Here is a 25,537-nt window from a genome sequence, read left to right on the forward strand (position 1 = left end):
TTATCCGTTATGACGCTGGAAGACGAGCGTGGCGTTGGTACCGCCGAAGCCGAAGGAATTGGATAGGATGGTGTCGATCTTGGCATTGTCGATGCGGCTGCGAACGATCGGAACGCCCGCAAATTCCGGATCGAGTTCGGAAATATGCGCGCTCTCGCCGATGAAACGTTCCTGCATCATCAAGAGGCCGTAGATTGATTCCTGCACTCCGGCCGCGCCAAGCGAATGGCCAGTCAGCGACTTGGTCGACTGAATGTGCGGGATCTTGTCGCCGAAGACTTCGCGGATCGCGCCGATTTCCTTGCTGTCGCCAACCGGCGTCGAGGTGCCGTGGGTATTGATGTAGTCAATGTCGCCCTTGACGGTGGAAAGAGCCTGCCGCATGCAGCGGATCGCGCCCTCGCCTGAGGGGGCAACCATGTCGTAACCGTCAGAGGTCGCGCCATAACCGACGATTTCGGCATAAATCTTGGCACCGCGTGCCTTTGCGTGTTCCAGCTCTTCGAGAACCAGAACGCCCGCACCGCCGGCGATGACGAAGCCATCGCGGTTGACGTCATAGGCGCGCGAGGCGACGTCCGGGGTCTCGTTGAATTTGGACGACATGGCGCCCATGGCGTCGAAAAGGTTCGACATCGACCAGTCGAGGTCCTCGTGGCCGCCAGCGAACATCACGTCCTGCTTGCCCCACTGGATCATCTCGGCGGCGTTGCCGATGCAGTGCGCCGAGGTGGAGCAGGCCGAAGAGATGGAGTAGTTGACGCCGTGGATCTTGAACCAGGTCGCGAGCGTGGCCGAAGCGGTGGAGGACATCGCCTTCGGCACGGCAAACGGACCGATGCGCTTCGGGCTGTTGTTCTTCAGCGTAATATCGGCAGCTTCGACGATGGTGCGGGTGGAAGGACCGCCCGAGCCCATGATGATGCCGGTGCGCTCATTGCCGCTGATATCGCTCTCTTCCAGACCGGAATCGGCGATTGCCTGCTTCATGGCAACATGGTTCCACGCGCCGCCCTGTGACAGGAAACGCATGGCGCGGCGGTCGACCAGATCGGTGGGGTCGAGAGAAGGCTTGCCCCAGACCTGGCACTTGAAACCGTGTTCGGCAAAATCCGGCGAAAAAGAAATGCCGGATTTGGCATTGCGCAGCGACGCGGTGACTTCAGCGGCATCACCGCCGATGGAAGAAACAATACCGAGGCCGGTGACAACAACTCGTCTCATGAAAGGGACCTTTTCTTAAGATTTCGGCTGGACAACCGAAGCCGCCCGGCGTTTGTCTGAACTATTCCGTCTGCCTCAGGCAGCCTTTTCCTTGGACAGGCCGACCCGCAGGTCTGTCGCCTGATAAATGGTTTCGCCGTCCGCCTTCAGCCAGCCGTCAGCAGTTCCAAGCACCAGACGGCCACGCATCACGCGCTTGAAATCAATACCATATTGAAGGAGCTTGGTGTGAGGGCGCACCATGCCCTTGAACTTCACTTCGCCGGTGGAAAGCGCCATGCCGCGGCCTTCTTCGCCCAGCCAGCCGAGGAAGAAGCCGGTCAGCTGCCACATGCCGTCAAGGCCGAGGCACCCCGGCATGATCGGGTTGCCCTGGAAATGGCAGGGAAAATACCAGTCATCGGGGCTGACATCATATTCGGCACGGATGAAACCCTTGTCGAACGCGCCACCGGTTTCTGAAATTTCGGTGATGCGGTGAACCATGAGCATGGGGGGCAATGGGAGCTGTGCATTTCCCGGGCCGAACAATTCGCCGCGACCGCAGGACAGGATCTCCTCGTAATTGTAACTTGATTGCCTCGTTGCCATACCGCTTTCACTTCCCCAATTACTGGTGTTGATCGACTTCACTAGAGCAAGTTAGGTTCAAAATGAAGCGCTGCAAGGGCAGAGGCGGTTCCGCCCCCATTCTTTGTCTTCGAACCTTCTTTGCAGAAGTCATTACCTCAATATGCCGTCCGCATACAGGAACCATCCGGTCGGAACCAGAGGAAATTTGCAGGAATGGCCGGTTTGCGGCCATTTGCGACACTCGGCGGCGCTGAAACTATTGAAAGCATTCCCTGCAAAAGATATATGCTATTGCAATTGACGGGTGGCATACCTCTGTTTGGAATGGGATTGCATGGCATTTGACGCCACAATGGATATCGGAACGAGGCTGCGGCGCTCTGGGCTGAGGCCCACGCGCCAGCGCGTGGCTTTGGGCGATCTTCTCTTCGCGAAAGGTGACCGCCACCTCACCGTCGAGGAACTGCATGATGAGGCTGTGACAGCTGGCGTGCCCGTTTCTCTCGCCACGGTCTACAACACACTGCATCAGTTCACCGAGGCCGGTCTCATCCGGGTTCTCGCCGTGGAAGGTGCCCGTACCTATTTTGACACCAACGTGTCGGATCACCATCACTTCTTCGTGGAAGGCGAGAACGAGGTTCTCGATATACCTGTCAACAATCTCCAGATCGGCAATCTGCCGGAAGCGCCTGAGGGCATGGAAATCGCCCATGTCGATGTGGTGATCCGCCTCCGCCGCAAGCGCGGCTGAAGTTCTTCGGTTCGACGACGGATATGCAAATGGCGCCCGCGGGCGCCATTTCTGTTTTCAGCGTCGTTCCATGGGTCACTTCATGACATCTTCCGGGCGTCTGCCGGGCTTGCCTTTATAGGGCGGGAAGGTCCAGCCGAAGATCAGCGCGCCGGACCGGATCCCAAAGGCCATCAACACGCCCGCTGCCGAAGCGGCATAAAGCGGCGCGCCGAAGAAATAGACGACAATGAAGGTGGAAGAGCCCAGAAGCGCGCAGGTGATGTAGATTTCCGGCCGCAAGAGCACGGAGGGCTCACCGGCGAGAATATCGCGCAAAACCCCACCAAATGTTGCCGTCAGAACGCCGGTGACAATGGCGACAGTGGCCGAACCGCTTGCTGCGAGGCCCTTGGCCGCTCCCATGACGCAATAAGCAGAAAGGCCGAGCGCATCGAGCCAGATCAATACCCGGTAACGGGATTCGAACAGATGTGCCGTGAAGAACAGCAGCACCGCCACCGAGACGCAGACGAGAATATAGGTGGGGTTGATGACCCAGAACACCGGCGTTCTGCCGAGCACGAGATCACGCACCGTGCCACCGCCGATACCGGTGGCCGCCGCAAAAAACAGGAAGCCGATCAGGTCGAGCTGCTTGCGCGAAGCGGCAAGCGCACCGGTTGCGGCAAACACTGCCACGCCGGCATAGTCGAGAAAACCCAGAAGTGTCATGAAAAGGTTCCCCCCGGAACACGGGCGGCGAACACGTCAGTGTCGCGCAAGCACTAAATTCTAGGCTGGCCGCCCGGATGATCGCAACATCCATAACCCAAACGGATGCAAAGGAAAATGCCGTGCGAATCGCTCTCGTTGCCGCTCTTCAGGCGCTGGTTCTCTTGATGTTCCCGGTGGCGCTCTCGGCGCAGCAGCAGCTGGTGAGCGATCCGGAGATTTACGAGAAGGATCATTTCCGCAACGAGTGCAAGGTGGCAGCATTCGGCGACGATTTTGTCACACGGCTGGATATCAACAATGACGGGTTGATGGATGCCATCGTCAATCACGGGGTTCTGGATTGCGACGGCGAAAAAGGCCGCGCCTGTGATGACGAGGGATGCCCCTATAATTTTTACGTGCAGGTGAAAGAAGGCGGCTACCTGATGATCGCGACGGCCCGCATCTACGGTTATGACTTCATCAAGCGTTTTGGTAACATGGTCTTCGTGCTGAAGATGCATCCGCGTTATTGCGAGCGTACTGATAAGGAGCCCTGCCTGATGACAGTGCGGGTGCGCGGGACAAAATTCGTCACGATCTCGCGAAAGTGAGCGCAACGGTTGCTACGGCGTAATCCGCCGGATTTTCACCCTCTGATTATAGCGCTGTCGGAGTGAGCGCGGAATGATGAGTGTGGCGATGGCGACAACGAAGACAGCGACCGCCACGACCCAGAGAGCATCCGATTGCAGCTTGGCCCCGAGAACGGCACCGCACATCGCACCGCTCAGCATGCCCAGCCACGGCACGATCTGGATGCCCCAATCAAAGCTCCGGTCACCGAGAAGAAAGCGGCCGATGCCTCGGCCGAAACGGGAAAGGGCGCCCGTCACATAGGTTAGGCCGATCGGCAGTCCCTCGATATGCTCGACGGCCGCATTGACCATGCCCATGGCGAAGACCACGAGGTAAAATTGCACGAGGCCCGAGGTCTCGCCACGAAGCAATGCCGAAATGGCCACAAGCGATCCGACCGCCATGAGGACTGCAAAGATACGCCGCTCGAACTTGTGCGCCACCACGATCCCGCCCGCGTTGCCCGCCACAAAGGCGATGATCGCGACAAGGAGTTTCACGGCGTGGGAATAGATGCCGGCTTCCGCTGAAACCGCGGCGCGCGTGGTATTGCCGGTCATGAAGGATACGAAGTCGCCGGAAATATGCAGTCCAACCGCATCCGTCATGCCCGCGATGAAGGAAATGGCGGCAACCAGCGCGATACCCGTGCCGGTCCTTCTGGCCTTGATGATATTACGACGTCTCTGTCTGGTCATGGAGAGCTCGATACGGGAAATCGTTGGGCCTGCTCGCCGGCCGCGTTCTCTATGTCTAGAATGGCTGGCCGTGCATTTGCAATCGTTCCAGGGATGTGCGTGCGCTTTCTGTTTTGTCTAGACAAATACAAAATGCCTGCCTACGATGCCTCAAATAAAGCGAAAAACAATGTCGCACAAAAATAAATCAAAAGGGGTTCCGATCATGAAAAAAACCTGGGTTTTCGCCGCTGTGGCGGCGCTTTTCTCATCCGCTTCCGCCTATGCCGAAACGTCCGTGACGATAGGCATGTCGGGCTGGACGGGTTTTGCACCGCTGACGCTTGCAAAACAGGCCGGCATTTTCGAAAAGAACGGCCTGAAGGTCGAGATCAAGAAAATCCCGCAGGCCAGCCGCCATCTCGCTCTCGCTTCCGGTGACATCCAGTGCGCCGCCACCACGGTGGAAACCTGGATCGCCTGGAACGCCAATGGCGTGAAATCCACCCAGATTTTCCAGATGGACAAATCGCACGGTGCCGATGGCATCGCGGTGCGCAGCGATGTCGCAAAGGTCGCGGACCTCAAGGGCAAGACGGTGGCCGCGTCCGCACCGGGCACCTCTCCTTATTTCTTCCTCGCCTGGATCCTCAAGGAAAACGGCCTGACACTGAAGGATGTGAAGGTCGTCAACCTTGAGCCGGGGCCGGCCGCGCAGGCTTTCGTCGCCGGACAGAACGATGCAGCCATGACCTATGAACCCTATCTCTCTACCGTGCGCGCCGCTCCCGACAAGGGTAAGATTCTTGCCACGACACTGGATTATCCCGCGGTTATGGACACGTTTGGCTGCACGCCAGACTTCCTGAAGGCCAATCCGCAGGCAGCCAAGGCTCTGGCGGACAGCTATTTCCAGGCACTTGATCTTATCAAGGCCGATCCCGAAAAATCCTATGCGACGATGGGCGCGGATGTGAAACAGTCCGGCGAGGCCTTTGCCGCTTCGGCAAAATTCCTCGAATGGCAGGACAAGGCCGCCAACCAGAAATTCTTCGAGGGCGAGTTCAAGACTTTTTCCGAAAAATCGGCTGACCTGCTGCTCGAAATCGGCGTGATCAAGTCGAAGCCCGATCTTTCGACCCTCGCGGACACGTCCTTCATCAAGTGACGGAAACAGCCAGCTGCATTTCCCTCTCCGGATATTGCAGCCAGTAAGAAGCGCGACAGTGTTCCCGCGTCTTGAGTGCGGGAACATGGTGATGGCGTGGCGAAGTGCCGCGCCGGTTCGGGACAGGCGACAGAATGCAACCACTTCAACCCATAAAGAACAGCACGAGGATAGCGCTCGGCATCCTGTTCTTCGTGCTTTTTTTCTCTGCCTGGGGCTTTGCCACGCTGGGCGGTTTCGTGTCGCCGACCTTTCTGGCCGACCCCGTCACCATGCTGAAGGATGGTATCTATCTGCTGACGGATCAGGGTTTTGCCAGCGATATCGGCATGACGATCTGGCGTGTCGTGGGCGGTTTCGTGCTGGCCTCCGTAGTCGCCGTCCCTCTCGGTATCGCCATGGGGGCTTATAAGCCCATCGAGGCGCTGCTTGAGCCTTTTGTCTCCTTCGCGCGTTACCTTCCGGCTTCCGCCTTTGTGCCGCTGCTCATTCTCTGGGCCGGCATCGGCGAGATGCAGAAGCTGCTGGTGATCTTCATCGGCGCCGTCTTCCAGATCATCCTGATGGTGGCTGTGGCCGTCGCCGGCACGCGGCGGGATCTGGTGGAGGCCGCCTATACGCTGGGCGCGAGGGATCGGGGCGTGGTGCGTCGAGTCCTCATTCCCGCCAATGCGCCCGACATTGCCGAAATCCTCCGTCTCGTCCTCGGCTGGGCCTGGACCTATGTCATCGTCGCGGAACTGATCGGCGCCTCCTCCGGTATCGGCTACATGATCATCAACAGCCAGGCGCTGATGGCGACCGGCCAGATCATCTTTGGCATCATCGTCATCGGTGTTATCGGCCTTATCTCGGATTTCGCGTTCAAATCGCTGAACTGGAAGCTTTTTGCCTGGAGGCTTGCCTGATGAGCGAACTCGTTATCAACGGCGTCAGCCGCATCTTTCCAGGCGTACACGGCGGGCAGCCGACGCTGGCCCTGCAGCCCACCAATCTGGAAATCCCGCGCAATGATTTCGTTACCATCCTCGGTCCTTCGGGATGCGGAAAATCGACCCTGCTGCGCATCATCGCCGGGCTTGACCGTCCGACAACGGGCGAGGTGCTGTTGTCAGGCAGGGCGGTGACTGGCCCGGGGGCGGACCGCGGCATGGTGTTCCAGTCCTACACGCTGTTCCCTTGGTTGACGATCCGTGAAAACGTCGCTTTCGGCCTGCGCGAACGCGGCGTTGCGGAGAAGGAAAAATGGGAGATCGTTGACAGCTATATCGACAAGGTCGGCCTGCGTGGTTTCGAAAACCATTGGCCGAAACAACTCTCCGGCGGCATGCAGCAGAGAACGGCCATTGCCCGCGCCCTGGCAAATGGCCCGAAAATCCTGCTGCTCGACGAGCCTTTCGGCGCTCTCGACAATCAGACCCGCGGGCTGATGCAGGAATTGTTGCTCGGCATATGGGAGCGTGAGCAAAAGACGGTCATTTTCGTCACGCACGATATTGAGGAGGCGGTTTTCATGGCATCGCGCGTGGTGACCATGTCTGCGAGGCCGGGCCGTATCAAATCGATCACGCCGGTCGACCTGCCGCATCCGCGCCACTACACCGTCAAGGCCAGCCCGGAATTTTCCGAACTGCGTGCAAGGCTGACGGAAGAAATCCGCAGCGAAGCGATCGCCGCCGCCGCTCACGGATAGCAGGGTATGGAACGGGGAGGATAGAAGCATCGGGATGAGGGGCACAGGCGCCGATCTTCAGGAAAAGTCACTGCACGAGCGAATCCGCAACGATGTGGAGCGCCACATCATGTCAGGCGAATGGCCGCCGGGATATCGTATCCCATTCGAACACGAAATGACCCGCCAATATGCCTGTTCGCGCATGACGGTGAACAAGGCTTTGGGAGAACTGGTGCAGCGGGGTCTTATCGAAAGACGCCGGCGTCTCGGTAGTTTTGTCCGTCAGCCCCACGCGCAATCGGCCGTGCTGGAAATCCACGATATCGAACGAGAGGTGCAGGCACTTGGGCTGGTTTACAGGTATCGCCTCGATCAGCGGCGTCTCCGGCCTGCGGGTAAAGACGATGGAGCGGCTATGGCGCTTGCGGCCGATGCGCCCGTGCTGGAACTCACCTGCACGCATTTTGCGGGTGGCGTCCCATTTTGTCTGGAAGAGCGCCTCATCAATGTCACTGCTGTACCGGAGGCCGAGTTTGCCGATTTTTCGCAGATCGGCCCCGGAACGTGGCTGCTGAAGATGGTGCCCTGGAGCGCTGCCGAACATCGCATCAGCGCCGTCTCGGCCGACCGCAAAAATGCCGCTGCGCTGGGTATCCGATCGGGAGCCGCCTGTCTGGTCATCGATCGCCGGACCTGGCACGGAACGGATTACATCACCCGCGTGTCGGTCACCTATCCCGGTGACCGACACGCGCTCGTTGCGCAGTTTTCGCCTTCGCAGAGCAGCTGAAGACGGTAGATCGGTCAATTTTTTGTAAAGAAGAGTTTACGGGTCGTCTTTTGGCAATATAATAGTTGTCAAAAGAACTCAGGTTTATTATCGGAACGTCAAGCTTTTACGACGGCATCCGTTATGACCCCGGTTTCAAACCGGTCAATCTGCGGATGGGTTCATCGACGGAAATCCGGGATAAAAAACATGTCAGTTGCGACCACCACTTCTTCCGCGTCTCTCAACAAGGCAAGCAGGACACGGCGCATTTCCCTTGCCACGACGGTTATCTTACTGGTTGGATTGAGCGCCGGTGCGGTTTTCGCTCAGACGGCATCCGAACCCCAGATTCAGTCCGCACCGCAAGCGGAAACGGTCCAGCCGGCACAGCCGTCCCCACAAACCCCGGCGGCGCCGGACGCTCCAGTCGTTCAGCCGAACCAGCCTTCCATGCCCGCACAGGAACGGCCGGCAGCCGTCGCGCCTGCACAACCTCAAAACAATGAAGCCGCGCCTGCAGAGCGCGCACAATCTTCAGTCGCTCCCGCCCTGACACCCGAAGGTGCCGCGCCGACCAACGAGGTTTCAACCCCGGTAGAGCCCGTCGGCGCCGAACCGGCAAGTGCCGAACATCGCGCGGATATCCCACACAACCTGTCCCCCTGGGGCATGTTCATGGCGGCGGACTGGGTCGTGAAGGGTGTCATGATCGGTCTGGCCTTCGCCTCGCTGGTGACCTGGACGGTGTGGGTTGCAAAGTCGGTTGAACTTGCAGGTGCGCGTGTTCGGGCCGGCGCAACGCTGAAGGTCATTCGCAAGGCGAAAACCCTTAACGAGGCCACCGAGGCTGTCGAGAAGAAGGGCGGACCTGCGGCGCTCATGCTGCGCATGGCAACTCATGAAATGCAGCTTTCCGATGCTGTGGTCGAACATACCGATGGCGGCGGTATCAAGGAACGTGTCTCCTCGGCGCTGTCGCGTATCGAAACCCACGCCGGTCGCCGCATGTCACGCGGGACGGGCGTTCTGGCAACGATCGGTTCCACCGCCCCCTTTGTCGGCCTGTTCGGCACCGTCTGGGGCATCATGAACTCCTTCATCAGCATTTCGGAATCGCAGACCACCAATCTCGCCGTCGTCGCGCCCGGCATTGCCGAAGCGCTTCTGGCCACCGCCATCGGCCTCGTTGCCGCCATTCCCGCAGTGGTGATCTATAACGTCTTCGCGCGCTCGATCACCGGATACCGCCATCTGCTGGCGGATGCCGCAGCGGGCGTGGAGCGCCTCGTCAGCCGCGACCTCGATTTTCGCCGCATTCCGCCGGGCAGCACCAGCAAACCCGCAGTATCGCTGGTTGGACGGTGATCGGACATGGCTGGAGGAATTCGCGAAAACAGCGGTGACGATCTCTCCGAAAACCATGAGATCAATGTCACGCCCTTCATCGATGTGATGCTGGTTCTGCTCATCATCTTCATGGTGGCCGCGCCACTCGCCACCGTCGATGTGAATGTCGATCTTCCCGCATCCACCGCAAAACCCGCGGAGCGACCGGAGGAGCCGCTGTATCTTACGGTCAAAGACGATCTCTCGCTTAATCTGGGCAATGATGCGGTGGCCCGTGAAGCCTTGGCGGCCGCCATCGACCGCCAGACGGGTGGCAAGAAGGATACCCGCATCTTCCTGCGTGCAGACAAGGCGGTTGATTACGGCCACTTCATGGAAATCATGAACCTGCTGAGAGATGCCGGTTATCTGAAGATCGCCCTTGTGGGGCTGGAAAATGCCGCTGCCGTATCGCAGCCTCCGGCTGCTGGCCAGCCCGCCCCGTCGGCGGTGCAGGAAGCGACGCCATGAGTGAAAACGGCTATCCACAGGCCCGACATTCCCGCCTTTGGGAGGTGACGCTGTGGTCCGCCGCGGCGTTGCTGATGCTCAGCGTCCATGCCGGGTTCGCTTATTATCTGATGCAGGAGCCGGATGAGCTTGAGGCCGGCGGGCCGCCCCCCGCCGCCATCATGATCGAAATGGCGGCGATACCGGAAGCCGTCCAAACTGAAGAAACGACGCAGGCACAGGATGTCGAGGACGCCGAAGAAGTGAAGAGCGACAGCAGCGAACCGGTTGAGGAAGCTGCTCCTGAAGAGACCCCGCCACCACCTGAACCGGTTGCCGAAACGCCGCCGCCTGAGCCGGTGCAGCCGCCTGAGCCACCGGTCGAGGAGATCGTCGAACCGCAGGAAATTCCCGAGCCGGTTGAGCCTGTCGATCCCGTTCAGGAGCAGATGATGGCGGAACTTGAAAATGTCGAGGTCCCCTTGCCCGTCATGCGGCCTCCGCCTCCGCCCGTCGAAAAGAAGGTGGAAAAGAAAGAGCCTGAAGAGAAAAAGAAGGTCGAGCGCCAGCGCCCCAAACCGCAGCAGGCCTCGGAACTGCGTGAAACTGCGAAGGCGGAAGCCCAGCAATCCGACCGCACGGCCGCATCGCGCAGCAATGCCGGCTTCTTTTCTTCGTCATCCGCCTCCCCGGCAAAATGGGGATCGAAAGTCCGCTCGCACATTCAGCGCCGCAAACCACGTTCACTCCGCAGCGATGCAATGACTGCGACGGTGCGGTTCCGCGTCAATGATGCCGGTGCCATCAGCGGTGTCAGCGTTGTTCAGTCCACCGGCGATTCGTCCGTGGATCAGCAGATCGCCGCCTGGATTCAGAGCGCGTCGCCCGTGCCCGCCCCGCCGCCGGAAGCAAACAGGACAATCACGCTGCCGATCAGCATCCGCTAGCAGCTCCCCTGGCGGGACCGATTTTTTCCGACCTGTCCCGTGGTGTGGCCTCAATGATATTTCGCGAATGTTTTCGATGGTGTAGGTCTTGACGACATCACAAGCAGAGGCATTCCGGAATGAAATTCTCAATCGCAGAGGCGGAGGATCTCGTATCCTCTATCTTTGAGCGCAACGGCGTTCTACCGCAAAACGCCCGCTCGGTGGCAAAGGCGCTCGTCGCCTCCGAGGCCGCCGGGCAGGGTGGTCATGGTTTTCGCCGTATACCCGTTTACGTGCGTCAGGCCCGTGTAGGCAAGGTCGATGGCAAGGCGCGTCCGGTGGCCACACGGGTGAAGCCCGGCGTCCTCTCGGTCGACGCCAATCATGGTTATGCCTATCCGGCGATCGATCTCGCGCTTGAGGAATTGCCTGAAATGGCGCGCCAGCAGGGGATCGCGCTCGCCGCCATCCACCGTTCCCATCACGCCGGCGTCATGGCGCTGACTGTCGAACGTATTGCCGAAACGGGTCTCGTGGCGCTGATGTTCGCCAATGCGCCTGCGTCCATGGCGCCCTGGGGCGGCAGCAGGCCGCTTTATGGTACGAACCCGATTGCCTTTGCCACGCCCGTTGGCGGCGCTGATCCACTCGTCATCGATCTGGCTCTCTCCAAGGTCGCACGCGGAAAAATCATGGCGGCGCGCCAGAAGGGGGAGACGATCCCGGGCGACTGGGCGCTTGACAGAAATGGCCGACCGACCACCGATCCGGAGGAGGCCATAGAAGGAACCATGGTTCCTGCGGGCGAAGCCAAGGGCGCAGCGCTGGCGCTGATGGTGGAAATCATGGCCGCTGCAATTACCGGCGGAAACTTCGCCTTCGAGGCTTCCTCCCTTCTGGACGACAAGGGTGCGCCCCCCTCGCTCGGACACACCATTATCGCAATAGACCCTGTATCATCAGGCGGCTCTGCCTTTACCGAAAGGCTGGCTCTCATAGCCCAGGAGATAGAAAAACAGGAAAATGTCCGCCTGCCCGGTCGCCGCAGCCAGGGTATCCGCAAACAGGCGTTGGAAAGCGGTATCGTGATCGAAAGCGATATTCTTGGCGAAATTCAATCGCTTTGACCGGACATTAAAAACCCGGCGGGTCGACCGTGACCCGCCGGGTAAACCGTAAATGGCTGCGTTTATCTGCGTCGATGGGACCGGACATCATGTCCAGCCGCCATTTGGTCCGCCGATCCCGCCATTGATATGGAAGGATTTTGACGCAGAAAGCCGCTCATTCGGTTTTCAGCTTCCGGAAAGGACTTTGTCGCGGAAGCTTGAGTTGAGCAGGTGGCGATTATGCCTCCTGTTCGATCAGGCCGCGCAGCAGGGCAATACTGACGGTATTCAGCAGATTGGTCGCACCGAGCCTGTGGCGCACCTTTTCCAGAGTATCCTTGACGTCCGCCTCGTCGGCGCCGACTATCACGGCGACGTGCGAGGGATGTTTGCCCCGCGCGACCAGCCCCAGATATTGCCGCTCACGCTCCGAGAGGACGACTTCATGCGTCTGGCGATATTCATGCGGCGAATTTGAAGACATTTCTTTCAGCCTCAAAAAAGATTGGCCTTCCCGGGCAGGAGCAGGCAGTGTTCATTCTCCGACACCAGCTCGTTGGCCGCTCCGTCCACACGCGAACAGAAACGCCAATTTCGCCAATAGGTTTCATCTGGCCTCAGGAGTTTTGCGGTAAGGGGCCGCTTTCGCAGCCTGTAAATCCGATGCAGACGTTCTATTCCAGCCATCGAGGGCCTGCGACAACGACGCCCAGCGACGACAATCTGTCTGGCGTGAAATACAGTTTCAAAGCTTTGGAATGTTTTCGTCACACCCGAAGGAGATCGGCGCTCTAATAGTGGATGTGTTCCACCGATGAAATAACATGACGCGCCAAGTTTTTCATTTTATTGTTATGTTTCGGCACACATCGCGACAACTGTTGATATATTCATCAACTTTAATGCCTCGTTCCGAAATATTGATGCTGTAGCCATGTATTATCCGGCGGAATGATGCGCGTGTTTCCGGCGAATATCCGTAGGTGTTGCCCCGAACCAGCGAGAAACGGAGCGGGAAAATGCACCTGGGGTCGAATATCCAAGCCGGTAACTGATGTCGGAGACCGGAAGATCACTTTCCACCAGAAGCTTGAATCCGGCATTCTTGCGAATGGCATCCTTTATCTCGTTGAGATTGGTCCCGAGTTCGGCAAGGCGCCGCTGAAAACTGCGTTCCGAAAGGTTGAAATAGGGGGCAATCTCGCTGAGCGAAAGCTCCGCATCGGAAAGCCTCATCTGCATATACCGCTTCACCTGATCGATGAAATGCGTCGCGTCGGCCGATGTCTCCGGTCGAAGCATCCGACACTGCAAATTCATCAATTCGAACAGGCGTTCATCGGCGTTCGGATTGGCCACCTCAAGGAGAGATAGGGGAAGGCGCATGGTATGGATCGGTTGGGAAAAGCTGATCCGCTTCGTCATTCTTTCTTTAAATAATTGAATATTATCGGGTTTCTGTCGCTCCATCCCAATCTCGATCTGATGGATGCGCTCTCCCAGAATATCGCGGAGCCGCTGTATCAGGATTGCCAGGGACAGATCGACATATTGATCACGCTTGACAATCACCGGTGCAAAGGACCATGACAGCGTCACCCCGGTCGCATCTGCAACCATGGTGAAATTGCTGTTATTGGTCGCATAATAGACGTGATCCTGAAGAAAGCGCAGAAACGCCCGCACCGTCGGGGCGCTGATCAGGCCATATCCGAAAGCACCGGACGCGCCGGCGGGAAAAGTGGAGGCGCACTGCAATCCGAAAGCGTCGTCGCCGGATATCAGGGCGCAGGTTTCCAGCAGACGGCATAATCTATCGAGGCTGATGCGCTCTGTGAGACTTCCGAAATTGCCGGGATCGATCTCAAGAGCCTTGCAGATGGGTGCGATATCGATGCCACGCCCCCGCGCATAATTGCTGACGCCGGCGGCCAGACCGGCCACCACAGTTATTTCGTCGCTGAGCCTCTTTTCGGGCATCCCTAGCCTTGGCGTACCATGTTTGGAAATTGTCGCCTAATGGTAAGCCTCGCGCACCCGTTTGTCGAGCAGCGCGGCCGGGGATTTTATGTACGGTTGCGGACGCTTTGCTCCAGAAGCTCCATCATTGTTCTTCCCGCATCTTCGATCGCGCCGCTGTTGTCCACAGTGATCACGTCAAAATTGCCGTCGACACAGAGAGCACTACGTTCCAGCCGTCGCAGGATATCGTCGCGGCTCTCCCTTCCTCGCTGTTCCAGCCTTCGTGCCAGAACCTCCGGTCGCGCCACGATATTCACGACCTTCAGGCGGGAAAAAGCAATACCGAACTGAGGCAGGGCCGACCGGGAACCGTTGGCGATAACCACGTCCCCGGCGTTCAGCTGACGATAGACAGCGGCCGGAATGCCATATTTCAGCCCATGCGCCTGCCAGGAGACTGCGAAAGCGCCTTCACTCTCAAGCCGGTTGAATTCCTGCATGGAAACTGCGTCGTGGTTTTCACCGCCCGCGTCGCCGCTGCGGGTAATGACGCGGCGGGTGAAGTGAAAGCCCGGCCGGCCGGACAGCTGCATTGCCGCATAATCCATCAGCGTATCTTTGCCGGCCCCGCTGGGGCCGACAATGACGATCATGGTTCCGGGCGATCCCTCGCGCCGGCTATCTTGTCCGTCGCCGGTCATGCCACGCGCTTGCCCAGACGCCAGACGGAACGTGCCACGGGAACGCCATCTTCGCGGTGAACCCGAACCAGATCGGCCCGCAGACCGCCGGCTATGCGGCCGCGGTCGTGAAGACCAACGGTCCGCGCCGGTGTGGCGGTGACCATACGCAGAGCTTCCGGCAGCGTGATGGCTTCCACCTGATCGGCAAGCAGGAACGGCGCGAAGAGCAGGCTGAAGGGCACGTAGTCGGAAGAGAGAACATCCAGAACACCAATTTCGGCCAGATCGCGGGCGGCGATGTTGCCGGAATGGGATTTGCCGCGAACGATGTTCGGGGCGCCCATCAAGACACTCATGCCGGCGCTGTGCGAAGCTTTTGCCGCCTCGACGCTGGTGGGAAATTCCGCCAGCTTCACACCGTGACCAATCGCTTCGCCGACATGCGCTTCTGTTGCATCGTCGTGGCTCGCAACGGTGATTCCACGCTCAGCGCAGCGGGCAGCCAGATAATCACGATGTTTGGCGGAATATTCCGCCGATGCCGCCTGCCTGCGCCGCACGAATTCGGCGAACGCCTCGTCGCTCAGACCGCGCTTCTTCTGATAATAGAAAATATACTGGTCCATCGACTGGAACTGGCGCTGGCCCGGGGAATGATCCATCAGCGAAATCAGCCGCACGCGCGGATCGGTTTCGAAATCTTCAAAATGCTCCAGCACATCGGCGGAAGCGACCTCACAACGCAGATGCAGCAGGTGGTCCGAGCGCAGGCGGTTCTGATCCGCCGCCGCCTCGATGGCGTCAGCCATTTCCCGCATTTCACCTTTTTTGAAACCACCGTCTTCATCCGAGCCAAGTCGCAGGCAATCGAATACGGTGGTGATGCCGGAGGCCGCCACCTGTGCGTCATGGGCCTGAATGGCGGCAATCTTGTCCCAGATGACACCGGGGCGCGGCGAATAATGCTGCTCGAGATGGTCGGTATGCAGTTCCACCAGGCCGGGAATCAGGAAATCGCCTTCAAGATCTTCTCCGGTCTTGGAGGCGCCTTCGCTGATATCGGCGATCTTGCCGTCGCGGATCAGAACGGAGCCCAGAATAATATCGTCTTCCAGAACGATACGGGCGTTGGAAAGGGCGTGCTCAGTCATGGTGTCGCATCTTCCTTTGGCTGCTGGCCAAGCGGGTGCCAGCTGTGAACGGTGAAGGGGGCGCCGCGCGTTTCTTCAATGAACAGGGCGAGGCCGGAAACGGTGAGGGGTTTGTCGGTGAATTCGGCAAATCGTGCGGAGAGAAGCTCACGCACGGCGGGCTGTTCGCTTTCGTCGATCCGGCCGGTCAGCGTCATGTGAAAACGGAAATCATCCATGACATGCGGATAGCCCCAGAGCGACAGATTTTCCCGCTGGCTTTCGGTCAGCATCTGCGGCCGGCGGCGGGCAATATCTGTTTCGGACAGGGGGGCGCGGAACCGGTCGAAATGATCCACGATCTCCGCTGCAAAGTCTTGCAGCGGCTGGTAAATGCGATCCGGCACCAGGGCGAAGAATGGCCCAAGTGCACCAACCACGATACGCGGAATGTCAAAGGCCGGCTGGCTTGCAGCAAAGTCCGCCACGGCCGCCAGCAGCTCTGCTTCGCTGTATTTTTCGGACAGCTCGAAAGGCGCTTTCAGGGTTGCGTGGAAGCCATAACGGCGGGGCTCTTCCGTCATCTCCGCATAGTCGGCATGGTCATCATGCAGTCTGCCGGAAAACGCGTTTCGTCCAAGCCAGCGGGATGCCGTTTTGGTCAGAGGATGATCTTTAGCCGGAGAAAAATAGATGGCATAGCGCACGGCAAGCACTCTTCGGTGTCATGGAAAACCAGGGATGAGAAGCCATTTGGCGTGACTCGCCCGCCTCCCGCAAGGTCAGGAGTGCGAAGTAATCTCTTTCCGTGACAGAATGATGATGCAGATGGAAAAAAGCGCACCCGGAACCTCATAGAGGTTAAGGGTGCGCTTGAGGATAAGTTAGCCCTACGGACGCGGGACGGAGAAAGGATCAGTCGCTTCTCCTGATGTGAGGGGCGGGATGACGAACGCTTGCGGCGTCACGTGAAGTCCCGTCTTGCCGGGTTTAATGATGCGTTTTTCCGATGAGACGCGAACGCAGCGAGTTAGAAATGTGGTCAAACAGGAAAACGACGAACAGGATCAGCAGGACCATATAGGCCACCTTGTCCCAGTCGGCATTGGTGCCCATCGCTTCCAGCAGTTTCAGGCCGATACCCCCGGCTCCCACCGCACCGATGATGGTGGCGGACCGGGTGTTGCTCTCCCAGAAATAGAGTGACTGTGAAATGAACACCGGCAGAACCTGCGGCAGCACGCCGAAGCGATTGACGGCAATCGGGGAGGCGCCGACCGATTTGACACCCTCGCGCTGCTTGTCGTCGACATTCTCCAGCGCCTCGGCATAGACCTTTCCGAGCGCGCCGGTATCGGTGAAGAAGATCGCGGCAATGCCGGGGATCGGTCCCGGGCCGAAGCTGCGGGTGAAGAACAGTGCCCAGATGAGCATGTCGATCGAGCGCAGAAAATCGAAAAGGCGCTTCATGCCCCAGTTCGCCGCCCTGTTCGCGGTGATGTTGCGTGCGGCGATAAAGGCGAGCGGCAGGGCAACGACGGTGCCGAAAAGCGTACCCACGAAAGCCATGACCAGCGTTTGCATCAGCTTGGACAGGATGTCGGCGTGTTGCCAGACACTGTTGTCGAGAAAATCATCGACCATATGGCCGAGATTGGAGCGCGCGGGATCGAGCCTCTCTCCCCAGAGAGCGAGAGCGGCAAGCTCGCCATAACCCTTGCCCCAGAATTCCGATTTCGTATCGAACAGGAAGTTCGCCCATCCAAGGAAACGGCGCTGCACATAAACCTGGCTGGTGCGGATTTCCGCCTGACCGGCAAAGCCGTAATGCACCAGCACCTTCTTGCCGTCCTGCTGGATTTCGGCAGGCAGCCCCTGTGGTGCAATAGCGCCGTCGTCGTTGATCATGACGGGATAGTTCTTGCCGTCGACATAGACATCCACGCGGGTTGGCGTCACATCGAGGCGGTTGTCCGAACCCACATAAACAACGCTGTAACCGCCATCGGGCAGGGGTTGCAGCCAGTCGATCTTCGCATCGACCGGATATTGACCGCGGCTCGACCATTGCGGTTCAACCTTGCCGGCTTCGAAACGGAGGCGCGGTTGGGCGCGCCAGGAATACCAGTCCTGCATGTAGCTGGAGGCGCGATCCCATCGGCCCTGCATAAAAGCCGGACCAACATTGAAGAGGAAAAAGCAGCCGACGAGATAGGCGGTGACGGCAAGAAGTCCGACAAGCAGACCATATCGCTGCATGAAACTGCGGTTGAATACCTCAGGATGCGCAGCCGTCAGCCTCTCGCGCTCGGCAGTGTTGAGAATGAAGCTGGAAGACATCAGGCCGCTCCCCGTCCGAATTCGAAGGATTGATGGCCGATCAGCCTGCGGCGCAGCCAGCCGGAAAACTGATCGACGGCGATGATGGTGATCAGCAGCAGAATGATGATGGCATAGGTCTTCGACGCATGATCATTGCCGATGGACAGCCGGAACACTTCGCCGATGCCGCCGCCGCCCACGGCGCCGATGATGGTGGAGGCGCGCACGTTGATTTCGGCGCGCAACAGCGCATAAGAAACGAAATTTGGCAGCACCTGCGGCACGATGGCGAAACGCACCCGCTCCAGCCAGTTGGCACCGGCGGCGCGAAGGCCTTCATCCGGCTTCATGTCGGCATTTTCCACCACTTCGAAGAAGAGCTTGCCGAGAGCGCCGATGGTATGGACCGAGATTGCGATGATCGCCGCGATCGGACCGATCGACAGAATGGCTGTCAAAAGCCCGGCGACGACGATTTCAGGAAAGGCGCGCAGCACTTCCATCACCCGGCGCACCAACCAGCGCACAAGGCCGGCGCCAACGAGATTGGTGGAGGCGAAGAAGCAGAGCACGAAGGCGAAGCCGGTGCCGATGATCGTCGAGACCAGCGCAATATTGAGCGTGATGATCAGCTGGTAGATGAAGTGCGGGATGTAGAAACCGCTGGTGATGTAAACGCGATCCGCGACATAGTTGTATTTCAGCGAACCGTCCGCATAGGGCGACGGCAGGTCGAACATGGCCCGGAAGATTTCCAGCGGACTATCGGGTACGAAGGTCTTCATGAAATCGAAGAAATAGGGCAGGCGCTCGAAAAATTTGCCTGAATTGGCCGCATTGGCGAAATTCAGGGAGGCGGCAAGGATGACGAGAAAGATCACGAGCGAAATGACGGTATAGATTCGCCGAGTCGCAAGCTGCTGTTGATAATGACGCATGACCGTCTGGGACGATGCGCTCAATCCTTCTGGCGAGAAGGTACCATGGTGCAGTGTGGTCGCCATGCCGCTTTTCCTTTATTTGCAAAAGCGGCGGCGCCGCAAGGCACCGCCGCTTCCGGATATGATCTGAGGATCAGCCGCCGATAACCGACTTACGGGCGTCGATGATCGTCTGGTAGAAAGACGGGTCGACCTTGATGTAGGCGGTGTTCTTGCCCTGTGTGAAGCCCTGGAAGCAGGCGAGGTCCTTCTTCGGCAGTTCCATGAAGAAGTTTTCGACCTTCTGCTTCATCGCGTCGCCGAGCTTGTTGGTGACCATCAGCGGGCCGTTCGGGATCAGTGGCGACTTCCAGACTTCGACGATATCGTCCATGTCAAGGTTGCCCTTCTTGACCATCTGGTAGAGGTTGCCGGCCGTGTAGCCTTCTTCCCACTTGCCCACGCCCGAACCAAAGGTGGTGCCGACATCGAACTTCTTGTCGAGAACGGCGAGAACGAGGTTCTCATGGCCGCCGCCAAAGCCGGTTTCGGAGAAGTATTCCTTGACCGGAACGCCGGTTTCCTTCGGAATAGCGACGTTCGGAACGAGGAAGCCGGAAGTGGAATCCGGGTCCGCGAAGCCGATCTTCTTGCCCTTGGCATCAGCCAGCGTCTTGATGCCGCTGTCCTTGCGGGCAACCATGATCGTGTAGTAACCGGTCGAGCCGTCAGCGCCGGCGGTGGTCAGAATCGGATCAACGGCCTTCGGATCGGCCAGGGCGATCTTGGCGTAGGAAGAAGCGCCCATGGAGGCGATGTCGATGGTGCCGCCGAGCAGACCCTGGATGACGCCGTTATAGTCCGGCGATGGGAAGATCTGAACTTCGGAAACGCCGGTCGCGGCCTTCAGGCCGTCGGCTACGCACTTCGTGTTGCGGATCTGGTCCGCTTCGTTTTCGGAACCGTCGAGACCGATGCGCAGGACCTTGACGTCCTGGGCCATGGCGGAACCGGCCAGAACGCCAAGGGCGACTGCCGAAAGAAGGATTTTCTTCAACATGGACTTTCTCCTGTTTCCCGGCAAGCCGGAGTTTGTTGTGAACCATCGGCCCTTGACGCGGGCGCAAACGATGCTGGGCGGTTCCCTCAGAGCCCGGCGAGAGCGAGCGGTTCGGGACCGGCAGATTGCTGCACCGGACGCGCGGCAAGCTGCGCGCCGGGAATATTGATGCTGGTCGAGGTCATGGTCTCGTCGATGCCGGATCCCTGAGAATCGGTTCCGTAAATCTCGGTAACGGCTGCGGCCGTCAGTTCGGCGGGCGTTCCGTCGAACACGACGCGGCCCTGAGACATGCCGATGATGCGTTCGCAGTAGTTGCGCGCGGTATCCAGCGTGTGCAGGTTGGTAATGACGGTGATACCTTCACGCTCATTGATGTCGCGCAGCGCATCCATCACGATCTTGGCGTTCAGCGGGTCGAGCGAGGCGATCGGCTCGTCGGCAAGGACCATCTTCGGAGACTGCATCAGGGCGCGGGCTATGGCGACGCGCTGCTGCTGACCGCCGGAAAGCGTACCCGCCGCCTGCATGGCCACATGCTCGATGCCGAGCCGCTCCAGCGCGGCGATGGCCATCAGGCGCTCTTCATGTGTGAAGATGTTAAAAAGGCTCAATGCCGTGGAACGGTGGTTGAGGCGTCCAAGCATGACATTGGTGAGCACGTCGAGGCGCGGAACAAGATTGAATTGCTGGAAGATCATGGCGCAGTCGCGCTGCCAGTTGCGCAGTGCAGCCCCCTTCAGCGACGAAACTTCCGTGTCATTGAAATAAATGGAACCCGAGGACGGATCGACGAGGCGGTTGATCATGCGCAGCAGCGTCGACTTGCCGGCGCCTGAACGTCCAATCACGCCGACCATCTGGCCCTGCGGAATTTCGACATTCACGGAATCGACCGCGGTGTGATTGCCGAAACGGCGCGTGACTTGCTTCAGGTGAAAGCTCATTTCCCCGTCCAATCTTCTTTTGACGGGGTTCGACGTAACAGCGGTGCGTGAAGTGCGAATGTCAGTTTGATGAAGAAAATATTACAAAGAGCTCAAGTGTTGCGGCCGCATGTTTGCCGGCGAATGTCTGGGAACCGGCCCGCCGCGTCTTCAGGACACCAAACTGAAAAAGCAAACCCCGGGAACTTCCCGGGGTCGATCAGGTCTGTAATGTTTCAGCCGCGATATTTTCTGATGAAATCCTCGGCCGCCATGCTGCGAAAATCATCGAGCGCGTCGCGCAGTCTTCTGTGATCCCAATCCCACCAGCGGAGGTCATCCATCTGCCGGCCCAGTTCTGCGGGGAAACGCTCCCGGATCAGTCTTGCGGGTACACCTCCCACGATGGTGTAGGGCGCTACGTCCCTCGAGACGACAGCACCTGCTCCGATCACCGCGCCGTTTCCAACGGCGACCCCAGGCAGGATGGTGGCGCCGTGGCCGATCCAAACATCGTGACCGATCACAACGCGTCTGGCGCGGCGAGCGGCAAAAAAATCGGTCTCGTCTTCCGCATCGTCCCAGTAATTGCGCGCGCGATAGGTGAAATGATGCAAGGTCGCCCGCTGCATGGGGTGATTGGTGGCATTGATGCGGACGGAGGCAGCGATGTTGACGAATTTGCCGATGGTCGCGCACCAGATGGCGCCGTCCTGCATGACATAGGAATAGTCGCCCATCTCGACCTCCTCGATCCGGCAGCGCTCCGAAATTTCGGTGTAGCGGCCGATCGCGCTGTTGGTGACGCGGGCGGTTTCGTGGATGACGGGCTCGAGGCCGACCTTCACACTCATGCTGCAGCCTTCCGTGGAGAAAACTGCGAAACGTCGAGAATGCGGTCGGCCACGGCTTCTCGCACTTCTTCATCATGAAAGATGCCGAGCAGTGCCGTGCCCTTTTCCTTTTTCTCCCTGATCATCTCGACGACGACACGCCGGTTGGTGGCATCAAGGGAAGCGGTTGGCTCGTCGAGCAGCAGGATCGCATGATCGGTGATGAAGCCGCGGGCGATGTTGACGCGCTGTTGTTCACCACCTGAGAAAGTGGCGGGCGGCAACGACCACAATTCGCGCGGCAGGTTAAGTTTCGAAAGCAGAGCGGCCGCCTGCTCACGTGCCTCTTCAGTGGCAATCCTGCGCGCCAGAAGCGGTTCGGCAACAACGTCTATGGCGGCGACTCGGGGTACCGTGCGCAGGAATTGGCTGACATAACCGATGGTGCGATGGCGAATGTCGAGGATCGTGCGAGGGGAGGCGCTGCCGATGTCGACAACTTCACCCTCATGGCGGATCAGAATCTGTCCGCTGTCTATGGCATAGTTGCCATAGAGCATCTTCAGGATCGAGCTCTTGCCGATGCCGGAGGGCCCGCCGAGCACGACGCATTCGCCGCTGCAGACAGAGAAGTTGACATCGCGGACGACAGGCAGTTCGATGCCGTCGCGAAGATGCATGGTGAAGCTTTTGAAGACTTCCGAAACGATGAGAGGCGTCGGCATGGCGTCAAACCTGCAAGATGGAGGAAACAAGCAATTGCGTATAGGGCTCGCGCGGATCGTCCAGCACCCGGTCGGTCAGGCCGTGCTCGATGACGTCGCCGCCCTTCATCACCATCATGCGGTGAGACAGCAGCCGGGCTACCGCGAGGTCGTGGGTGACGACGACGACGGCGAGGCCGAGATCGTTGACGAGGCCACGCACAAGATCAAGCAGACGCGCCTGCACGGACACATCGAGACCACCCGTTGGCTCATCCATGAAAACCAGGCGCGGCGAGGTGACGAGATTGCGGGCGATCTGCAAACGCTGGCGCATGCCGCCTGAGAAGGCGCGCGGCTGATCATCGATACGGTCGGTGCCGATTTCCACCCTCTCCAGCCATTCGCTGGCAGATTGCCTGATATTCCCGTAATGCCGGTTGCCAACTGCCATCAGCCGCTCGCCGACGTTTGCACCGGCCGAAACCGCCATTCGCAACCCGTCTGCCGGGTTCTGATGCACGAAGCCCCAGTCGGTGCGCATCAGGAAACGCCGTTCGGCCTCACCCATATGGTAGAGATCGCGCATAGAGCCGTCGCGCATGCGATATTCCACGCTGCCTGCCGTTGGCATCAGCCGGGTGGAAATGCAGTTGAGGAGCGTGGTTTTGCCGGAACCGGATTCGCCGACTATGGCGAGAACTTCACCTGGATAAAGTTCGAAAGAAACATTGCGGCAACCGGCTCGGTCACCGTAATATTTTGAAACGTCACGGACTTTGAGAAGCGGTGCGTCGCTCATTCTGCGGCCTCCTTCACATCCGCCAGCATATGGCCCTTGTGGCCATGGGCGCGGCGGTCCTCGCAATGATCGGTATCGGAGCAGACGAACATCCGTCCGCCTCTGTCATCAAGCACCACCTCGTCGAGATAGACATTTTCTGCGCCGCACAGCGCGCAGGGCTTGTCGAAGCGCTGGATTTCAAAAGGATGATCCTCGAAATCGAGGCTGACGACGTCGGTGTAGGGCGGTACGGCATAGATGCGCTTCTCGCGCCCGGCGCCGAACAGCTGCAACGCGTCCGACATGTGCATTTTCGGGTTGTCGAATTTCGGGGTTGGCGATGGATCCATCACATAACGCCCGGCCACCTTCACCGGATAGGCGTAGGTGGTGGAGATGCGGCCGTTGCGGGCAATGTCCTCATAGAGCTTGACGTGCATCAGGCCATATTCCTCCAGCGCGTGCATGACGCGCGTTTCGGTCTCGCGCGGCTCGAGGAAACGCAACGGCTCGGGAATGGGTACCTGATAGACAAGCACCTGGCCCGAATGCAGTTCCTCTTCCGGAATGCGGTGCCGCGTCTGGATGATGGTGGCATCCTTCGTTCGGGTCGTAACGGCAACATTCGACACCTTCTGGAAGAAGGCGCGGATGGAAACCGCATTGGTCGTGTCATCGGCTCCCTGGTCGATTACCTTCAGCACGTCGTCGGGGCCAAGAATGGAGGCGGTCAATTGCACACCGCCCGTGCCCCAGCCATAGGGCATGGGCATTTCACGGGAAGCGAAGGGAACCTGATAACCCGGAATCGCGATGGCTTTCAGGATTGCCCGGCGGATCATCCGCTTGGTCTGTTCGTCCAGATAGGCGAAGTTGTAGGCAGCCAGTCCGTCGTCAAATGAAACTTCTTCAAGCATTGCGCGTTAGCCTTGTGAAAAAAGGAGTACAAGCTCATGGAGATTGGAATTCTTGTAGCCGTGTTCTTTGCTGTCTTTGCAGCAACGACCGTCTTTTGCGCTTACTGGTTCGGCGAGCAGCACAGCCGCTGAGTCATTCGGCCGCATCGCCCATCCATTCCGTGCCAGTCGCGTTCGTTGCTTCGAAATCAGCACGCATTTTTCGGACGAGCCCGAGTTCAGCCTCGAAATCCACGTAATGCGGCAGTTTCAGATGTTCGACGAAGCCCGTTGCCTGCACGTTATCGGCGTGTGAGATGACAAATTCTTCGTCCTGCGCTGGCGCTACGACATCTTCGCCGAATTCGCCGGCGCGTAGTGCACGGTCGACCAGCGACATCGCCATCGCCTTGCGCTCGCTCTGACCGAACACCAAGCCATAACCGCGCGTGAATTGCGGAGGGGCCTTGGACGAACCCTTGAACTGGTTCACCATCTGGCATTCGGTAACCTGGATATCGCCCAATGAGACCGCGAAGCCAAGTTCCGGCACGTCTAGCTGGATTTCAACTTCACCGATGCGAATCTCGCCGACAAAAGGATGTGTCCGGCCGTAGCCGCGCTGCGTGGAGTAAGCGAGCGCCAGAAGAAAACCCTCATCGCCGCGTGCCAGTGATTGCAGGCGCAGATCGCGCGACATCGGGAATTCCATCGGTTCCCGCGTCAGGTCACCGGCAATATGGTCGTCCGGCAATTCGCCATCGCTTTCGATCAGCCCTTCCTGGGCGAGAATATCGGAAACGCGCATGACATGTTCCGGCTCGCTATCCCGCTGGGTTGCTGCTTCGACCGTTTGGTCTTCGAGAAGGGAGGGGTCGAGCAGGCGGTGGGTATAATCGAAGGTCGGCCCCAGCAATTGTCCGCCCGGCAGGTCCTTGTAAGTCGCGGAAACGCGCCGCCTCACCGTCATATCCGCTGTGTCCACCGGTACCGAGTAACCGAAGCGCGGCAGCGTGGTGCGGTACGCACGCAGCAGAAAGATAGCTTCGATCATGTCGCCGCGCGCCTGCTTGATGGCAAGGGCCGCGAGCGACTGATCGTAGAGAGACGCTTCCGCCATTACCCTGTCGACAGCGAGCGAAAGCTGTGAAACGATCTGCGCGACCGTCATGGCAGGCAGGTCCCGGTCTCCGCGCCGCTTGTCGGCCAGAAGCCGGTGGGCATTGGCGATGGCGGTTTCACCGCCTTTGACAGCAACATACATC

28 protein-coding genes are annotated in these 25,537 nt (G+C 59.0%); 10 read left to right on the forward strand and 18 right to left on the reverse strand.

Annotated features, from left to right (window positions below):
- Together fabB and fabA are read right to left on the reverse strand one after the other, a co-directional pair.
- Positions 1-1,224: a beta-ketoacyl-ACP synthase I gene (gene fabB, locus ACZ47E_RS13005; RefSeq protein ID WP_006699799.1), complete on the reverse strand. Its 1,224-nt coding sequence runs from the start codon at positions 1,222-1,224 to the stop codon at positions 1-3.
- Positions 1,225-1,299: 75 nt separating this feature from the next.
- The gene (gene fabA, locus ACZ47E_RS13010; protein ID WP_003507274.1) at positions 1,300-1,815 is read right to left on the reverse strand and encodes a 3-hydroxyacyl-[acyl-carrier-protein] dehydratase FabA; all 516 of its coding nucleotides are present in this window, start codon (positions 1,813-1,815) and stop codon (positions 1,300-1,302) included.
- A gap of 316 nt (positions 1,816-2,131) precedes the next feature.
- On the opposite strand from fabA, the gene irrA reads away from it, so the two are divergent.
- Positions 2,132-2,551, forward strand: coding sequence for an iron response transcriptional regulator IrrA (gene irrA / locus ACZ47E_RS13015; RefSeq protein WP_022555384.1), 420 nt, complete (start codon positions 2,132-2,134; stop codon positions 2,549-2,551).
- Between the two features lie 75 nt (positions 2,552-2,626).
- On the opposite strand, the gene ACZ47E_RS13020 is transcribed toward irrA, so the two are convergent.
- Positions 2,627-3,265, reverse strand: a complete 639-nt coding sequence (locus tag ACZ47E_RS13020) for a trimeric intracellular cation channel family protein (protein ID WP_004439220.1) — start codon at positions 3,263-3,265, stop codon at positions 2,627-2,629.
- A gap of 77 nt (positions 3,266-3,342) precedes the next feature.
- On the opposite strand from ACZ47E_RS13020, the gene ACZ47E_RS13025 reads away from it, so the two are divergent.
- The gene (locus ACZ47E_RS13025; protein WP_004439222.1) at positions 3,343-3,861 is read left to right on the forward strand and encodes a hypothetical protein; all 519 of its coding nucleotides are present in this window, start codon (positions 3,343-3,345) and stop codon (positions 3,859-3,861) included.
- A 12-nt stretch (positions 3,862-3,873) separates the two neighbouring features.
- On the opposite strand, the gene ACZ47E_RS13030 is transcribed toward ACZ47E_RS13025, so the two are convergent.
- Positions 3,874-4,584, reverse strand: coding sequence for a YoaK family protein (locus tag ACZ47E_RS13030; RefSeq protein WP_037089520.1), 711 nt, complete (start codon positions 4,582-4,584; stop codon positions 3,874-3,876).
- 205 nt (positions 4,585-4,789) lie between these two features.
- Here ACZ47E_RS13030 and ACZ47E_RS13035 point away from each other — a divergent pair, with 205 nt between their 5' ends.
- The 8 genes from ACZ47E_RS13035 to ACZ47E_RS13070 all read left to right on the forward strand — a co-directional run bounded on the left by ACZ47E_RS13035 (position 4,790) and on the right by ACZ47E_RS13070 (position 12,070).
- Positions 4,790-5,731 carry an ABC transporter substrate-binding protein gene (locus tag ACZ47E_RS13035; RefSeq protein WP_004439226.1) on the forward strand — a complete coding sequence of 314 codons (942 nt, stop codon included), beginning with the start codon at positions 4,790-4,792 and terminating at the stop codon, positions 5,729-5,731.
- A gap of 134 nt (positions 5,732-5,865) precedes the next feature.
- On the forward strand, positions 5,866-6,639 hold the full coding sequence (locus ACZ47E_RS13040) for an ABC transporter permease (RefSeq protein WP_037089516.1): 774 nt from the start codon (positions 5,866-5,868) through the stop codon (positions 6,637-6,639).
- Positions 6,639-7,424: an ABC transporter ATP-binding protein gene (locus tag ACZ47E_RS13045; RefSeq protein WP_037089514.1), complete on the forward strand. Its 786-nt coding sequence runs from the start codon at positions 6,639-6,641 to the stop codon at positions 7,422-7,424. Before ACZ47E_RS13040 ends, ACZ47E_RS13045 begins: the two co-directional genes overlap by 1 nt.
- A gap of 34 nt (positions 7,425-7,458) precedes the next feature.
- Positions 7,459-8,196, forward strand: a complete 738-nt coding sequence (gene hutC, locus ACZ47E_RS13050; RefSeq protein ID WP_125270148.1) for a histidine utilization repressor — start codon at positions 7,459-7,461, stop codon at positions 8,194-8,196.
- A gap of 189 nt (positions 8,197-8,385) precedes the next feature.
- A complete protein-coding gene (exbB, locus tag ACZ47E_RS13055; protein WP_278067140.1) occupies positions 8,386-9,543 on the forward strand; it encodes a tonB-system energizer ExbB in 1,158 nt (385 codons plus the stop codon).
- Positions 9,544-9,549: 6 nt separating this feature from the next.
- Positions 9,550-10,035, forward strand: coding sequence for a TonB system transport protein ExbD (gene exbD / locus ACZ47E_RS13060; RefSeq protein WP_006699793.1), 486 nt, complete (start codon positions 9,550-9,552; stop codon positions 10,033-10,035).
- Complete coding sequence (locus tag ACZ47E_RS13065) at positions 10,032-10,961, forward strand: TonB family protein (protein WP_006699792.1); 930 nt, start codon at positions 10,032-10,034, stop codon at positions 10,959-10,961. Before exbD ends, ACZ47E_RS13065 begins: the two co-directional genes overlap by 4 nt.
- A 119-nt stretch (positions 10,962-11,080) precedes the next feature.
- On the forward strand, positions 11,081-12,070 hold the full coding sequence (locus tag ACZ47E_RS13070; protein WP_107339883.1) for an Ldh family oxidoreductase: 990 nt from the start codon (positions 11,081-11,083) through the stop codon (positions 12,068-12,070).
- Positions 12,071-12,290: 220 nt separating this feature from the next.
- Here the strand turns inward: ACZ47E_RS13070 and ACZ47E_RS13075 are convergent, their stop codons facing one another.
- The 14 genes from ACZ47E_RS13075 to ACZ47E_RS13140 form a co-directional block, all read right to left on the reverse strand.
- Positions 12,291-12,536, reverse strand: coding sequence for a response regulator transcription factor (locus ACZ47E_RS13075; protein WP_022555391.1), 246 nt, complete (start codon positions 12,534-12,536; stop codon positions 12,291-12,293).
- Positions 12,537-12,991: 455 nt separating this feature from the next.
- A complete protein-coding gene (locus ACZ47E_RS13080; protein WP_022555392.1) occupies positions 12,992-14,032 on the reverse strand; it encodes a helix-turn-helix domain-containing protein in 1,041 nt (346 codons plus the stop codon).
- A gap of 86 nt (positions 14,033-14,118) precedes the next feature.
- Entirely contained in the window at positions 14,119-14,715 is a 597-nt protein-coding gene (gene phnN / locus ACZ47E_RS13085; RefSeq protein WP_172874117.1) for a phosphonate metabolism protein/1,5-bisphosphokinase (PRPP-forming) PhnN, read from the reverse strand.
- Positions 14,712-15,848, reverse strand: coding sequence for an alpha-D-ribose 1-methylphosphonate 5-triphosphate diphosphatase (locus ACZ47E_RS13090; protein ID WP_004439239.1), 1,137 nt, complete (start codon positions 15,846-15,848; stop codon positions 14,712-14,714). The genes phnN and ACZ47E_RS13090 overlap by 4 nt, the downstream gene beginning before the upstream one ends.
- Positions 15,845-16,534 (reverse strand): DUF1045 domain-containing protein, encoded by a 690-nt coding sequence (locus ACZ47E_RS13095; protein ID WP_345797432.1) that lies wholly within the window; start codon positions 16,532-16,534, stop codon positions 15,845-15,847. The genes ACZ47E_RS13090 and ACZ47E_RS13095 overlap by 4 nt, the downstream gene beginning before the upstream one ends.
- Before the next feature lie 283 nt (positions 16,535-16,817).
- Complete coding sequence (gene phnE, locus ACZ47E_RS13100; RefSeq protein WP_278067142.1) at positions 16,818-18,167, reverse strand: phosphonate ABC transporter, permease protein PhnE; 1,350 nt, start codon at positions 18,165-18,167, stop codon at positions 16,818-16,820.
- Positions 18,167-19,153 (reverse strand): phosphonate ABC transporter, permease protein PhnE, encoded by a 987-nt coding sequence (gene phnE / locus ACZ47E_RS13105; RefSeq protein WP_004439242.1) that lies wholly within the window; start codon positions 19,151-19,153, stop codon positions 18,167-18,169. Before phnE (ACZ47E_RS13105) ends, phnE (ACZ47E_RS13100) begins: the two co-directional genes overlap by 1 nt.
- A 70-nt stretch (positions 19,154-19,223) precedes the next feature.
- On the reverse strand, positions 19,224-20,129 hold the full coding sequence (phnD, locus tag ACZ47E_RS13110; protein ID WP_004439243.1) for a phosphonate ABC transporter substrate-binding protein: 906 nt from the start codon (positions 20,127-20,129) through the stop codon (positions 19,224-19,226).
- Between the two features lie 86 nt (positions 20,130-20,215).
- Positions 20,216-21,076, reverse strand: coding sequence for a phosphonate ABC transporter ATP-binding protein (gene phnC, locus ACZ47E_RS13115; RefSeq protein WP_006699785.1), 861 nt, complete (start codon positions 21,074-21,076; stop codon positions 20,216-20,218).
- 215 nt (positions 21,077-21,291) lie between these two features.
- The gene (locus ACZ47E_RS13120) at positions 21,292-21,909 is read right to left on the reverse strand and encodes a transferase hexapeptide repeat family protein (RefSeq protein WP_278067143.1); all 618 of its coding nucleotides are present in this window, start codon (positions 21,907-21,909) and stop codon (positions 21,292-21,294) included.
- Positions 21,906-22,613 (reverse strand): phosphonate C-P lyase system protein PhnL, encoded by a 708-nt coding sequence (phnL, locus tag ACZ47E_RS13125; protein ID WP_004439247.1) that lies wholly within the window; start codon positions 22,611-22,613, stop codon positions 21,906-21,908. Before phnL ends, ACZ47E_RS13120 begins: the two co-directional genes overlap by 4 nt.
- A 4-nt stretch (positions 22,614-22,617) precedes the next feature.
- Entirely contained in the window at positions 22,618-23,394 is a 777-nt protein-coding gene (gene phnK, locus ACZ47E_RS13130) for a phosphonate C-P lyase system protein PhnK (RefSeq protein WP_004439249.1), read from the reverse strand.
- A complete protein-coding gene (locus ACZ47E_RS13135) occupies positions 23,391-24,293 on the reverse strand; it encodes an alpha-D-ribose 1-methylphosphonate 5-phosphate C-P-lyase PhnJ (RefSeq protein WP_004439252.1) in 903 nt (300 codons plus the stop codon). The genes phnK and ACZ47E_RS13135 overlap by 4 nt, the downstream gene beginning before the upstream one ends.
- A gap of 133 nt (positions 24,294-24,426) precedes the next feature.
- On the reverse strand, positions 24,427-25,536 hold the full coding sequence (locus ACZ47E_RS13140) for a carbon-phosphorus lyase complex subunit (protein WP_464016876.1): 1,110 nt from the start codon (positions 25,534-25,536) through the stop codon (positions 24,427-24,429).
- Position 25,537: the final 1 nt, after the last annotated feature.

Source organism: Agrobacterium sp. 5Ca39 (genome assembly GCF_055382365.1).

Coding starts and splice junctions, on each gene's coding strand:
- phnD (WP_004439243.1), bottom strand. CDS start 20,129: ATGTTGAAGAAAATCCTTCTTTCGGCAGTCGCCCTTGGCGTTCTGGCC.
- phnL (WP_004439247.1), bottom strand. CDS start 22,613: ATGCCGACGCCTCTCATCGTTTCGGAAGTCTTCAAAAGCTTCACCATG.
- irrA (WP_022555384.1), top strand. CDS start 2,132: ATGGCATTTGACGCCACAATGGATATCGGAACGAGGCTGCGGCGCTCT.
- ACZ47E_RS13065 (WP_006699792.1), top strand. CDS start 10,032: ATGAGTGAAAACGGCTATCCACAGGCCCGACATTCCCGCCTTTGGGAG.
- fabB (WP_006699799.1), bottom strand. CDS start 1,224: ATGAGACGAGTTGTTGTCACCGGCCTCGGTATTGTTTCTTCCATCGGC.
- ACZ47E_RS13080 (WP_022555392.1), bottom strand. CDS start 14,032: ATGCCCGAAAAGAGGCTCAGCGACGAAATAACTGTGGTGGCCGGTCTG.
- ACZ47E_RS13030 (WP_037089520.1), bottom strand. CDS start 4,584: ATGACCAGACAGAGACGTCGTAATATCATCAAGGCCAGAAGGACCGGC.
- ACZ47E_RS13120 (WP_278067143.1), bottom strand. CDS start 21,909: ATGAGTGTGAAGGTCGGCCTCGAGCCCGTCATCCACGAAACCGCCCGC.
- phnC (WP_006699785.1), bottom strand. CDS start 21,076: ATGAGCTTTCACCTGAAGCAAGTCACGCGCCGTTTCGGCAATCACACC.
- ACZ47E_RS13020 (WP_004439220.1), bottom strand. CDS start 3,265: ATGACACTTCTGGGTTTTCTCGACTATGCCGGCGTGGCAGTGTTTGCC.
- ACZ47E_RS13025 (WP_004439222.1), top strand. CDS start 3,343: ATGATCGCAACATCCATAACCCAAACGGATGCAAAGGAAAATGCCGTG.
- hutC (WP_125270148.1), top strand. CDS start 7,459: ATGAGGGGCACAGGCGCCGATCTTCAGGAAAAGTCACTGCACGAGCGA.
- phnE (WP_004439242.1), bottom strand. CDS start 19,153: ATGGCGACCACACTGCACCATGGTACCTTCTCGCCAGAAGGATTGAGC.
- ACZ47E_RS13045 (WP_037089514.1), top strand. CDS start 6,639: ATGAGCGAACTCGTTATCAACGGCGTCAGCCGCATCTTTCCAGGCGTA.
- ACZ47E_RS13135 (WP_004439252.1), bottom strand. CDS start 24,293: ATGCTTGAAGAAGTTTCATTTGACGACGGACTGGCTGCCTACAACTTC.
- fabA (WP_003507274.1), bottom strand. CDS start 1,815: ATGGCAACGAGGCAATCAAGTTACAATTACGAGGAGATCCTGTCCTGC.
- ACZ47E_RS13140 (WP_464016876.1), bottom strand. CDS start 25,536: ATGTATGTTGCTGTCAAAGGCGGTGAAACCGCCATCGCCAATGCCCAC.
- ACZ47E_RS13035 (WP_004439226.1), top strand. CDS start 4,790: ATGAAAAAAACCTGGGTTTTCGCCGCTGTGGCGGCGCTTTTCTCATCC.
- ACZ47E_RS13075 (WP_022555391.1), bottom strand. CDS start 12,536: ATGTCTTCAAATTCGCCGCATGAATATCGCCAGACGCATGAAGTCGTC.
- ACZ47E_RS13040 (WP_037089516.1), top strand. CDS start 5,866: ATGCAACCACTTCAACCCATAAAGAACAGCACGAGGATAGCGCTCGGC.
- exbB (WP_278067140.1), top strand. CDS start 8,386: ATGTCAGTTGCGACCACCACTTCTTCCGCGTCTCTCAACAAGGCAAGC.
- ACZ47E_RS13070 (WP_107339883.1), top strand. CDS start 11,081: ATGAAATTCTCAATCGCAGAGGCGGAGGATCTCGTATCCTCTATCTTT.
- exbD (WP_006699793.1), top strand. CDS start 9,550: ATGGCTGGAGGAATTCGCGAAAACAGCGGTGACGATCTCTCCGAAAAC.
- phnN (WP_172874117.1), bottom strand. CDS start 14,715: ATGACCGGCGACGGACAAGATAGCCGGCGCGAGGGATCGCCCGGAACC.
- phnE (WP_278067142.1), bottom strand. CDS start 18,167: ATGTCTTCCAGCTTCATTCTCAACACTGCCGAGCGCGAGAGGCTGACG.
- phnK (WP_004439249.1), bottom strand. CDS start 23,394: ATGAGCGACGCACCGCTTCTCAAAGTCCGTGACGTTTCAAAATATTAC.
- ACZ47E_RS13090 (WP_004439239.1), bottom strand. CDS start 15,848: ATGACTGAGCACGCCCTTTCCAACGCCCGTATCGTTCTGGAAGACGAT.